General features: G+C 37.3%; 11 protein-coding genes and 1 other RNA gene. 8 read left to right on the top strand and 4 right to left on the bottom strand.

The features are described from left to right. Positions 1-14: 14 nt before the first annotated feature. The 5 genes from rnpB to FCJ93_RS06340 all read left to right on the top strand — a co-directional run bounded on the left by rnpB (position 15) and on the right by FCJ93_RS06340 (position 6,474). Positions 15-423: RNase P RNA component class B (gene rnpB / locus FCJ93_RS06360), an RNA gene on the top strand. Between the two features lie 425 nt (positions 424-848). Then, positions 849-2,858, top strand: a complete 2,010-nt coding sequence (locus tag FCJ93_RS06355) for a sensor domain-containing protein (protein ID WP_137743189.1) — start codon at positions 849-851, stop codon at positions 2,856-2,858. A 10-nt stretch (positions 2,859-2,868) separates the two neighbouring features. After that, positions 2,869-4,038: a THUMP domain-containing class I SAM-dependent RNA methyltransferase gene (locus tag FCJ93_RS06350; protein ID WP_137743157.1), complete on the top strand. Its 1,170-nt coding sequence runs from the start codon at positions 2,869-2,871 to the stop codon at positions 4,036-4,038. Positions 4,039-4,075: 37 nt separating this feature from the next. After that, positions 4,076-4,255, top strand: a complete 180-nt coding sequence (locus FCJ93_RS06345) for a hypothetical protein (RefSeq protein ID WP_095306497.1) — start codon at positions 4,076-4,078, stop codon at positions 4,253-4,255. A 296-nt stretch (positions 4,256-4,551) separates the two neighbouring features. Next, the gene (locus FCJ93_RS06340; protein ID WP_137743156.1) at positions 4,552-6,474 is read left to right on the top strand and encodes an ATP-dependent DNA helicase; all 1,923 of its coding nucleotides are present in this window, start codon (positions 4,552-4,554) and stop codon (positions 6,472-6,474) included. Between the two features lie 232 nt (positions 6,475-6,706). Here the strand turns inward: FCJ93_RS06340 and FCJ93_RS06335 are convergent, their stop codons facing one another. Genes FCJ93_RS06335 through FCJ93_RS06320 form a run of 4 tightly spaced genes read right to left on the bottom strand, consistent with a single transcriptional unit; the run spans position 6,707 to position 8,740 of the window. Then, a complete protein-coding gene (locus tag FCJ93_RS06335) occupies positions 6,707-7,024 on the bottom strand; it encodes a metal-sulfur cluster assembly factor (RefSeq protein ID WP_137743155.1) in 318 nt (105 codons plus the stop codon). Positions 7,025-7,036: 12 nt separating this feature from the next. Continuing rightward, on the bottom strand, positions 7,037-8,281 hold the full coding sequence (locus FCJ93_RS06330; RefSeq protein WP_211344090.1) for a hypothetical protein: 1,245 nt from the start codon (positions 8,279-8,281) through the stop codon (positions 7,037-7,039). A 13-nt stretch (positions 8,282-8,294) separates the two neighbouring features. Beyond that, the gene (locus tag FCJ93_RS06325) at positions 8,295-8,501 is read right to left on the bottom strand and encodes a DUF2249 domain-containing protein (RefSeq protein ID WP_095306494.1); all 207 of its coding nucleotides are present in this window, start codon (positions 8,499-8,501) and stop codon (positions 8,295-8,297) included. After that, positions 8,498-8,740: a DUF2249 domain-containing protein gene (locus tag FCJ93_RS06320; protein ID WP_095306493.1), complete on the bottom strand. Its 243-nt coding sequence runs from the start codon at positions 8,738-8,740 to the stop codon at positions 8,498-8,500. Before FCJ93_RS06320 ends, FCJ93_RS06325 begins: the two co-directional genes overlap by 4 nt. Positions 8,741-8,925: 185 nt before the next feature. Between FCJ93_RS06320 and FCJ93_RS06315 the strand changes: the two genes are divergently transcribed. The 3 genes from FCJ93_RS06315 to FCJ93_RS06305 all read left to right on the top strand — a co-directional run bounded on the left by FCJ93_RS06315 (position 8,926) and on the right by FCJ93_RS06305 (position 12,042). After that, positions 8,926-9,159, top strand: coding sequence for a DUF2249 domain-containing protein (locus FCJ93_RS06315; protein ID WP_095306492.1), 234 nt, complete (start codon positions 8,926-8,928; stop codon positions 9,157-9,159). Between the two features lie 167 nt (positions 9,160-9,326). Beyond that, positions 9,327-10,850 (top strand): carboxypeptidase M32, encoded by a 1,524-nt coding sequence (locus FCJ93_RS06310; RefSeq protein ID WP_137743154.1) that lies wholly within the window; start codon positions 9,327-9,329, stop codon positions 10,848-10,850. Positions 10,851-11,115: 265 nt separating this feature from the next. Next, positions 11,116-12,042, top strand: a complete 927-nt coding sequence (locus FCJ93_RS06305; protein ID WP_095306490.1) for a DMT family transporter — start codon at positions 11,116-11,118, stop codon at positions 12,040-12,042. Positions 12,043-12,161 lie beyond the last annotated feature (119 nt).

Here is a 12,161-nt window from a genome sequence, read left to right as displayed (position 1 = left end):
GTAGTTTTTTAATAACGTTCGGGTAATCGCTGCAATAAGCTTTTTTGCGAATTGTAGAGGAAAGTCCATGCTCGCACAGGCTGAGATGTCTGTAGTGTTCGTGCCTAGCGAAACGATAAGCTAGGGCATTAAGGAAGGGGCTGTGCTTCTTCCTTTTTGACGGCAGGGAAAATGCCTAAGTCTTTATGATATGGTGTGAATACCTTGAAAGTGCCACAGTGACGGAGCCTGCTTAGAAATGAGTAGGGTGGAACGGGGTAAACCCCACGAGCGAGAAACCCAAATTATGGTAGGGGCACCTTCTTTAAGGAAATGAACGAGAAAGAAGGACAGGTTAAATATAACCTGTAGATAGATGATTACCACCGGAGTACAAGACGAAGGTCGTTTGCAGTACGAAGGAACAAAACATGGCTTACAGAACGTTATTAAGGACCTTATATTATCAGTAAGTGAAAGATAGTTAGGAAAAGCTCTCCGTAGAGGAGAGCTTTTCTTGCAGTTTAGGAAGTGATAAGTTTGTTTGGATTCACTTTTCATGAGGGTATCCAGTCTAGCGCAAGCAGGTACTAGTACAAATTGGTATTTGGCTTTTACAACTTACGATAGATCAACCGGAAGTTCAAAAATGAACACCAAACATAAAACAAAGCTTTGTTCTTATGAAGAATCTTGACTGTGGACTTCACACTGTTTTTTTAACATAAATGACATACATATGGTTCTTATCAATTGCCTTCTTATGATTTAATAAAATAGTGTAACAATGGAAATGTCGACTGACAATGGAGGTTTTTTAAGTGGTTGAGCTCAATTCTGAATATCATTCTTTAGCCAATACTGTTTTTATGCAAATGCAAGAGGGTATCATCGTGTTGAATGAACAGTTAAAAATCGTTACGCTAAACCTTTGGGCCCAGAAAGTAATTGGCTTTAAAGAACAACTGCTTACTGGTAAAGACTATTCCATTTTATTTTGTAATTTATCGGATTATCAAAGGATGATAGCTCATCTTTTCGAACATCATAGTTGGACAGACGAGGTTGCTAAAAAACGCTCTAATGGTGAAGTATATATAGAATCGATGAACATCTCCACTGTTTTTGATTCAATTGGTAAAATAAAAGAATATGTTGTCGTTTTTAGGGACATGACAAAACAGAAGCTTTTCGAAAATGAAAGGCAGTTGGCAGCGAAGGTACTTGAAAATATAAGCGAGGGAGTCATTGTTACAGATAAAGATGGCAATATCCTGTCTGTCAATCCTGCTTTTGAACTTGTAACCGGCTATGTTGAAGAAGAAGTATGTGGACATAATCCTAGGATTTTTCAATCGGGAATTCATGGTTCTCAGTTTTACCATGAGATGTGGAATAGTGTCTTGACAAAAGGGAAATGGCAAGGGGAAATTTGGAATAAAAAGAAGAACGGTGATGTTTATCCTGAATGGCTGACAATAAGTTCAATCAAGGATGAAAAAGGAGAAATAACAAACTTTGTCGCGGTATTTTCAGATATTACTGACCGAAAACATACAGAGGAAAAACTAAGACAACTCGCCCATTACGATTCTTTAACAGGTGTCGCCAATCGCTATACATTGAATACTCATTTAGAAAGTCTTATTGATACGGCGTCCAAATATAATCAACAACTTGCTGTTTTATTTTTAGATTTAGACCGTTTTAAGCATATTAATGATACACTTGGTCATAACTACGGCGATCAGCTTTTGAAGGAAGTATCTTTTCGTCTGAAAGGCCTGATTAAAAATAAAGATTTAATTGCAAGGTTGGGAGGAGACGAATTTGTAATCGTCCTTTCTAATATTAAGCACCCGAAAGAGGCTGTCAGTGTGGCCGAGAATATAATCCACGCCCTTTCGACTTCCTCTTTTATATTGAAACATCATGAAGTGTATGTTTCAACAAGTATTGGAATCAGCTTATTTCCACTCGATGGCGGTTCATTAGAAACATTGTTGCGGAATGCTGATAAGGCGATGTACAAAGCAAAATCCAGTGGGAAAAATCATTATCAGCTTTATCATGAAGAAATGCATAAAGATGAATCGAAACAAATGAAAATGGAAGTTGGACTTCGCAAGGCCCTTGAACAAAAAGAATTTTTTCTAGTCTATCAACCGCAAATACACTTAAAAACAGGAAAAATTATTGGCATTGAAGCATTAATTCGCTGGAAGCGGGAGGAGCAAGAAATCATTTCTCCGGAACAATTTATCCCATTGGCGGAAGAAACTGGATTAATCGTACCGATTAGTGAATGGGTTATAAAACAAGCATGTGAGGATATACAGCAAGTTCATTTACGTGGCCATTCCAATTTGTTGGTTAGTATTAATATCTCTGCTCTTCATTTCAATCAAGAAAATTTTGTGAAATCAGTGCAAGCCATTTTGCAGCAGACTAATGTTAATCCTCATTTAGTTGACTTTGAATTAACGGAAAGTATGATAATGCCGAATGCTTCACAAACAATAAGCAAATTAGTGAAGCTGAAAAAGTTAGGGATTAAGCTTTCGATTGATGATTTTGGGACAGGTTATTCATCTTTGAGCTATTTAAACCGTTTTCCATTGGATAGACTGAAAATAGATAAAAGTTTTATTGAAAATCTTAGCAAATATCATGACGATTCCAGTATTGTGGAAGCGATCATTTCGATTGCACATCGATTAAATCTCTCTGTTGTTGCCGAAGGTGTTGAGAGTAAAAAACAATTATTACATTTGAAAACAGGAAACTGTGATCATATACAAGGTTTTTATATCACTAAACCACTCCCACTTGCAGAACTCATTCGTTTTCTCGCGGAGTGGGAAGAAGATCTATATTAAGGGTGAAAAAATGTCTAAATATCAATTAATTGCAACTGCTGCAATGGGGTTAGAAGCAATAGTGGCAAAGGAAGTTAGAGCACTTGGTTATGAATGTGAAGTGGACAATGGCCGTATTAATTTTCGTGGTGATGAGCTTGCAATAGTACGCAGCAATTTGTGGCTCAGAACAGCAGATCGAATTAAATTAGTTGTAGGCGAGTTTAAAGCAACGGCCTTTGATGAACTTTTTGAAAGAACAAAGGCATTGCCTTGGGAACAGTTTTTGCCTGAAAATGCCGAGTTTCCTGTTTCTGGGAAGTCGGTGAAATCAAAACTGTTCAGCGTATCTGATTGTCAAGCAATTGTAAAAAAAGCAATTGTAGAACGACTTCGTAAGCATTATAAAAAAACGACCTGGTTCGAAGAAAATGGTCCGCTATTCAAAATCGAAGTATCTTTATTAAAAGATAAAGCTTTGTTGACGATTGATTGCAGTGGCGCAGGGCTACATCGCAGAGGCTACCGCATAGGACAAGGGGAAGCACCAATTAAAGAAACCTTGGCTGCGGCATTAATTTTATTAACGAATTGGACTCCTGATCGTCCTTTTGTTGATCCATTTTGCGGTTCCGGAACACTGCCGATTGAAGCTGCTTTGATTGGACAAAATATTGCCCCTGGCTTTAATCGTGAGTTTATTTCAGAAAATTGGGGTTGGATTACTGCGGAGCATTGGAATGAAGGTAGAATGGAAGCGGAAGATCTTGCACGGTACGATCAACCTATTGATATTGCAGGCACCGATTCAGATCATCGCATGGTTAAAATCGCGAGTAAAAATGCCATTGAAGCAGGATTTGCCGATTTGCTAACCTTTAAACAAATGCAGGTGAAAGATTTTACAACAACGAAGGAATACGGCGTAATCGTTGGAAATCCACCGTACGGTGAAAGATTAGGGGATAAAGCAGCGGTTGAAAAAATGTACCACGAAATGGGACAAGCTTTTGTTCCTTATGATACATGGTCTGTCTACATGCTTACCGCAAATGAAAATTTTGAGGCATGCTATGGCAAGCCAGCAACAAAGAAAAGAAAATTATTTAATGGCTTTATTAAAACCGATTATTACCAATATTGGGGGAAAAGACCTCCAAAGGATAAGGATGAAGGTATAAACAAACGATTAAAAGAATAGAATACTATTGTCATTAAATGGATTTGGAGGAGTGGCAATGAGATATTCTGCTATTGATTTTAATACGATCGAACGTGCTTTATCATACACAATTGAAGCACTCGAACTTGAACAAAATGAAGAGCTTCAATTTCCAGCATTAGAGGAGCTTGTGAATGCGAAAGAAGAATTGAAACGAGCGTTGTCATATTCTTTGTCACGAATTAATGGGTATTAAGTTTCAACAAATACAGTCAAGGGACTGACTCTATTTCGATTCAGAGTTAGTCTTTTTTCTTGTATGATAGGTATTTGCTGAGTGTGCTAAATGATGAGTTTAGGTGACGAAGTTTAGTTGTCTAGTGTAAACCAGCTATCTGATTTTAGATTGTCTTACTATGATGAAACAAATAAGGTGCTTTGCCCGTAAACTGTCTATATCACAAGAATGTGGTTTTCAGTTGTATGGCAATGAACAAAGGATTTACGTATTTGGTACGTGTGGAGAGAAGAAAGAATTAGTGGAGGATATTCATGCATAAAACAAAATTGCCTTTTACGGTTTCAAAGACCGAAACCTTTATCGATAAATTAGGGGAATGGATTGGAGATGTTTTTTACGACATCTTACCAGAAGCAGGGTTTGAACTTCGGGATGAGCAGGTTTATATGGCATTTCAATTAGAGAAAGCCTTTAAGGAAAAAAAAGTTATTTTTGCAGAAGCTGGTGTTGGTACTGGGAAAACGATTGTTTATCTACTATATGCCATATGCTATGCACGATATATGAATAAACCGGCAATTATTGCTTGTGCTGATGAAAATTTAATTGAACAGCTTGTTAAAAAGGAAGGCGATATTGCCCGTCTTGAAAAGGCCCTAGAATTAACGATCGATGTTCGATTAGCAAAATCAAGAGATCAATATTTGTGCTTGAAGAAATTGGACAAGTCTGTTTTGGAAGGAGAACCATATAGCGAAGTGTACGACGAGCTCCCTGCATTTGTCCATCGTGATACTTCGATGCAGGCGTTTTCCCGCTATGGAGATCGAAAGGACTACCCGCAATTAACCAATCAACAGTGGTTAAATATTGGTTGGGATCCGCTGCAAGACTGCTTTTCATGTGACTTGAGGCATCGTTGTGGTCAAACGTTACATCGGGACTATTATCGAAATGCAACGGATTTAATTATTTGCTCTCATGATTTTTATATGGAACATATATGGACAAAAGAATCACGAAAACGAGAAGGTCAGCTTCCGCTGTTACCAGAAAGCTCGTCTGTTGTCTTTGATGAAGGACACTTGCTTGAATATGCAAGCCAAAAGGCTCTTACCTATAGACTATCAGAGCTGACGCTTGAGACATTGTTGACAAAATTGATGGAAAATGATGTACGTGAAAAAACGCTTCACATTATTGATGAAGCAATTATTGAAAATGAACGTTTTTTTGCTGAGATCACCAAAGTAGCAAGTAAAAGTGGAGATTCGGAAAAACAAATGCTTACGAAGACCCCTAAGGTGTTAGCTCAAGCAAAAACATTACAAAGCCTCCTTATGGAGCTTGAGGAGGAGCTTGTATTTGAAAGCGAAATGTACGTGATTAATGAATATGATTTGAAAATTGTTGAGGAATATTTAGAACAAATTACGTATTCGTTATCTTTATTTTTAAAGGAGTTAAAAGGGATTATTTGGTTTGAAGAAACGAATGAGGAAAGAACTCTTGTCATCATGCCGAGGATGGTTGAAGATATTATGAGAGAGGACGTTTTTTCGCAAAAGAAACCTTTTATCTTTTCATCAGCAACATTATCAGAAGACGGTTCTTTCCAATATATTGCGAAAAGCCTTGGCATTGATGATTATTTATCGTTCACTGTGAAGTCACCTTTCGATTATGAAGAAAAGATGATGATCGATATGCCTACTTTTAATCATGAGAATCTACTAGAGAAGCATAAATACACGCTTGAACAACTTCGTGCATCAAATGGAAAAGCGCTTGTTCTCTTTACAACAGATGAAGATTTACAGCAATTCAAAGCTTTTTCTGATGGACAAACTGAATTTCCCATTTATTTTGAAGGAGATGCGGAAATTAGTACTTTAGTTGCTCGTTTTCAAAACGAGGTAGATTCGGTCCTTTGTGCAACCCATTTGTGGGAAGGCTTAGATATTCCCGGAAGAGCTCTCGAGAATGTTATCATCTTTGATTTACCTTTTCCTCCGCATGACCCGGTTTTTACTGCTAAACGTGAAGGAGCTGAAGATCCATTTGAAGAAGTGGATATGCCTTATATGATCCTTCGTTTACGGCAAGGAATCGGGCGTCTTATCCGTACACATGACGATTGTGGAAGTGTTCATATTTTAATTGATGACAAGTTAAATAATTACGTATTGGAAAAAGTAAAGCAAGTCCTTCCTGTAAAAGCAAGAGAATACTAAAACACAATTGACCTCCTTCAGAGGACGAAGAATCGTCCATATGAAGGGGGTTTTTGTAGTTAAGAACAGCTTTCTGCTTCAAAGCTCCAATTGTGTAAATTTAAGTTGCCAAAGTGCTAAAGGGGGTGCTCTAGCTTTAAGTTTGTATAGCTTCTCAAATGATTTTGAACATTTGAGGAACAGCAGTAATTTAGAGGAACTACTTTTAAGAGATACTTATTATGATTCATTTTTATCTTCCAATCGCTTTTAAGCCTGCCTCTGTCATTTTTTCGGGCGACCAAGCTGGTTCCCACACAAGCTGGATATCAGCATGGTCAATTTCTTCAAGCTCTAATACACAATGTTTAACACCGCCAATAATGCTGTCATGTAAAGGACAACCGGGAGTGGTTAACGTCATGACGATTTCCACGGCATTTTCCTCAATGAGAGAGACATCGTAAATAAGCCCAAGATCGACAACATTAATATTTAATTCCGGATCCATTACCTTTTTTAAATGCTCGCGGATTTTATCCACTAAGGCAATTTGTTCTTTTAGATTCATTTTCGTAACCTCCTATTTTTTGATAACGGCGAGTATCGCAATTCCGAAGACAATGGATGCTGCTGTAACGAGTAGCTGTCCAATGTAGAAGAGCATCTGCCCATTTAGGGCAATGCTCATAGAAACAAGCAAAATGCCGAAAATAAAGGACAGAAAGATCGGAAGTGCTAATCTTTCATTAATCATATCTTTCAAAGCTGGAACATCCTTTTTCCCAATAACATGCGAATACTTATGCGTCCACCATAGGAATGGAACGATTTTATAAAGGTAGCCAATAATACTAAAGGCAATCCAAAGCATGATATAAGCAACGATTAGGGGAGCAGCAAAGCTTGGAAATTGATTGCTTATACTTGCAATAAAAGCAAGTAAATGGATCATTTCTCCAAAAATAATCGCCAATAAAGCAAAGCGAAAAGGCAGATCAAGTTTTTTCTTTACTCTTTTTTTCAAAATCAGGTAAATATGCCATATAAAACAACTGAAGCCGATTAAGAGCAAGAAAAATCCACATTTAAACAACCAAGAAAAATTGAAAATAAATGACAACAATATGGATAGCAACCCGGTCACATAAATGCTATAAACATATTTTGCTAGCTTCATTTCATAGCCATGAGAAAGGGAAAACATCGGTGCCATTTTATAGGAGAATCCAAAAATCAGCAGTGTAAACCAGCCGGAGATTCCTAATAATAAATGGCTATGAAAAAGGATTGAATAATAATTGCTTGCAAATCCTGTTTTCATGCTAATCACTAATGAAATTCCCAATATGATCGTCAGAAACAAACAGACTAATGCACTTCCGACAAAAAGAGTAAGGATATTTGGTTTTGCTTGTTTTCGCAAGGTCATCCCCATTTGAATAAGGAACATAACGATCCCCATAAGCATGATGATTCCGGGAATGAGGGCTTTACTTGGGATGATGTAAAGGGCGATAGCAAAGGAGACAACCCCAATCGTTGTGACAGCAAATTGAATAAAACCGAATTTTTCATTCCATATCGGAGTCAAAAATGCTACCGGCACTAATTGATACATGGCACCCATTGCGATCATTAACGCCCATCCTAATATAAACAAATGCGCAGCAGACCAAATTGCAGGAATGCGAAAGTGTCCATTTATAAAAGCATCCCCGTTCAAAAGAATGAGAAATTGAGAAATAAGAAGCGCAAGTATGCTGAAAAAAATAAAAGAAAAAGGCAATTTGATGTTCGTTTCACTACCTGTATTCTTTACTATCATGGAACCAACTTCCTTACTTTGTAATTTTTATTGTGAAGCTTCCATCCTCGTTTGGTTCAGTTATATGTTTAAAACCTAATTCATCTAATTGTTCATAAAGAAACATTGGTCTACGATCATTGATGATTTCCAATGTATCTCCTTCAGCTAAAGTCTCTAGAGCGCGAAGTGTCCTCATCATTGGATTAGGCGGTTCCAATCCGCGATTATCTAATTTCATTTTGTTTCCCCCTTTTTTGTAAACGTTACTTTCCAGTGTTTTTTCTCGATCTGTTCAGCCTGATGGACAAAACCTTTTGCTTTCAAAACAGCGAAGAGAGGGGTCGGCTTAAAAGGGGCATGGAGAATAAAGACATCACCACTTTCTAAGCCTTTAACAGCCTCCATAATTTTTTGGAATGGCTCTAACTTGTTTTTCAGGTCCTCACGAACATCTAATTCTACGATACGTTTTTCCATATACATCTCTCCCTTATGTCTTTTCTTTAATGATAATCATTTTCATTAAGTGATATCGTGATGCAAATCACAAGACATGAAGAATTTTATTTTCAAGTGTGATGGTGTTCACTTCTCCAAAATATTGCACGCTCTATACTACATATGTAAGGAACGAAGTTAACAATTTAAGGGGAGTGAGTAATATGAAAAATTTTACAGCTGAAGTGATTGCGCCCGATTATCCACCGAAAGAAAAACATCCAAAAATTATTAGCACATTTGATTCCCTCCAACCAGGGGAGTTTATGTTGCTGGTAAATGACCATGATCCGAAGCCGTTAAGATATCAATTTATGATAGAGAGAACAGATACATTTACATGGGAGTACTTAGAAGAAGGTCCCGAACTTTGGAGAGTAGCGATCGGAAAAAAATAGGAATCAAGATGAGAGGGTTTGTTTTTTGAAACGATCCTCTTTTTCTATTTTTTGGAGTTATTTTCTGAAAAATATGATAAAATATAGGGGTATTTGATTCACTAAGGGGTTTAATACGTAAAATATCCTTGGAAATGGAATGACAGTTTTGGGGAGGACAAAGAATAATGAGTGAAAAAATTAAGCAAATAGAGCAAGAGTTTACTGCTTATGTGCAGAAAATGAGCGCATATAACGAAGCACTTTCTTTAGTTTATTGGGATTTGCGTACTGGAGCTCCAAAGAAAAGTGTAGAACAGCGTTCGCAAGTGATTGGAACCTTGTCTCAAGAAGTGTTTAAAATGTCTACTTCTGAAGAAATGGCTTCTTACATTGCCAATTTAACGACAGGCGCGGCGAAAGAGGTCATTTCAGAAATTACGAGGAAAACAGCCGAGCATTGTAAAAAAGAATATGATCGCAATAAGAAAATCCCGGCAGAAGAATATAAGGAGTACGTTATTCTTCAGTCGAAGGCTGAAAGTGTATGGGAAGAAGCGAAGGATGCATCTGATTTTGAGCTTTTTAGACCGTATTTGGAAAAGTTAGTAGAAACGAATAAACGCTTTATTACATACTGGGGCTATGAAGAAAATAAATACGATACGCTGTTAGATATGTATGAGCCTGGAATCACAGTCGAGATTTTAGATAGGGTTTTCGGAGATCTTCGTGAAAAAATCATTCCACTTGTTAAAGCCATTTCAGAATCAGACAACAAGCCAGAAACAAGTTTTTTGTTTGAACATTTTCCAAAAGAAAAACAAAGAGATTTTAGTTTAAACATTTTAGAACAAATGGGTTATGATTTCCAAGCTGGTCGATTGGATGAAACGGTACATCCTTTTGCAATTGGATTGAATCCAGGAGATGTTCGGGTAACGACTAAATATGATGAAAAAGACTTCCGTGTCGCTGTGTTTGGGACGATTCATGAGGGGGGACATGCGCTCTATGAACAAAATATATCCAAGGATTTAGTAGGAACGCCATTGTGTACAGGGACTTCAATGGGAATTCATGAATCTCAGTCTTTATTCTATGAAAATTTTGTTGGACGTAATTACGCATTCTGGAAGCAAAATTATGAGCTGTTAAAATCGTATTCTAATGGTCAATTTGCTCAAGTATCCGTTGATGATTATTATCGTGGGATTAACGAATCAAAACCATCCCTTATTCGGATTGAAGCGGATGAATTAACATACCCGCTCCATATCATTATTCGGTATGAAATTGAAAAAGGGCTATTTAATGATGAAATTGAAGTAAAAGATTTACCGCAAATTTGGAATGAGAAATATGAAGAGTATTTAGGAGTGACACCTGACAGTGATGCAAACGGTGTTTTACAAGATGTACATTGGTCAGGAGGCTCTTTTGGTTATTTTCCTTCCTATGCCTTAGGCTATATGTATGCAGCTCAATTCAAGAATACGATGCAAAAAGATCTTCCGAACTACGATCAATTACTTGAAGAAGGAAATTTACTGCCCATAAAGGAATGGCTAACGAAAAACATCCATCAGTTTGGTTCTCTGAAAAAACCTTTGGAAATCTTAACAGATGTGACCGGGGAAGGATTAAATGCTCAATACTTAGTTGACTATTTATACGATAAATATAGTAAAGTCTACAGCTTGAATATTTAGTTCAACAGTCTAAGGATGACGTGTTTGTCGTCCTTTTTCTTTCTTAAGGAAATGATAGATTTCGTAGTTGTGTATAACTCTTTCAATTAGTATATCTACGTCTAGCGCAAGCAGCCAGAGCCTAACAAACTTTAGGTCCCCTCCATACGATAAGTCAACCAAGAATTGCTATAGCAATTCAGGTTTCCTATATCGAAAGATCAGGTCCTTCCAGATTTGTACGGCGATGAGCAAGGCGCTTGCGCTTTTGTTCTTGGAGGAAGCTATGAAAAAAATATTGCCGTATATTATGATTGCTTTTGGTGCAGCTCTATGGGGATTAATCGCTATTTTTGTTAGAGAACTGAAAGAGGCTGGATTGACAGAAATGGAGATTGTTACAGTGAGGGTCACTTTTGCTGCCATCTTTCTCTTAATCGTTGGGGCAGTGTCTTACAGAGAGCAGCTGCAAGTACAATTTAAGAAGCTGCCATTTTTTATTGGAACCGGGATCTTCAGCATTGCTTTCTTTAACTACTGTTATTTTTTTACGATCAATGAACTGAACGTTTCCATAGCTGTCATTCTCCTTTATACGTCTCCAGCCTTCGTAACGATTTTGTCGTTTATTTTTTTAAAGGAATCGATCCATAAACAGAAAATCATTGCCGTTGTAGGTACTATATTAGGATGTGTGTTTATAGTTGGTGTCGGTGTGGAGCAAGGTACTACAATTACTTTATTAGGGGTATTAACGGGGCTTGGCTCAGGGCTTGGTTATGCTTTATATAGCATATTTGGAAAAGTCGCATTAAAACACGAAATCAAACCATTTACGGTGACATTATATACGTTTGTAATAGCTGCCATAGCGCTACTACCATTCTCGGGAATTTGGGGGAAACTAGATATTCTATTTTCACCGAGAGTTCTTTTCGTAAGTGTTGGTCTTGGCTTAGTACCAACGGTAATTGCTTATTTGGCCTATACATGGGGTCTTGAGAAGACAGAAAGTAGTAAAGCAGCAATTATTGCAACTGTAGAACCTGTTGTCGCCATGTTGATTGGTTTCGTCATTTTTCAGGAGAATTTGGGGATTTCCCAAATGTTCGGAGCATTTTTAATTCTTTTGTCGGTAATGTTTGTAAATCTTCCCGTTATGAAAGGGAATGAGCAAATAAAGCACCATAAAAACACTGGTTCAATTGGTTGAACCAGTGTTTTTTGTTATGTTAGCCCCAGCGTTTCACACAAAAAGGGTCAAAAATGTTTTATTCACAATCTTATATAACAAAGGCCTTCAGTTTAAGCAGCAATTCATTTATTGCTCCT

The organism is Robertmurraya siralis, assembly GCF_005502275.1.
Lineage (GTDB): Bacteria > Bacillota > Bacilli > Bacillales > Cytobacillaceae > Robertmurraya > Robertmurraya siralis.
Note: the sequence above shows the minus strand (reverse complement) of the source record. Positions and strands in the feature narration are given on the sequence as shown.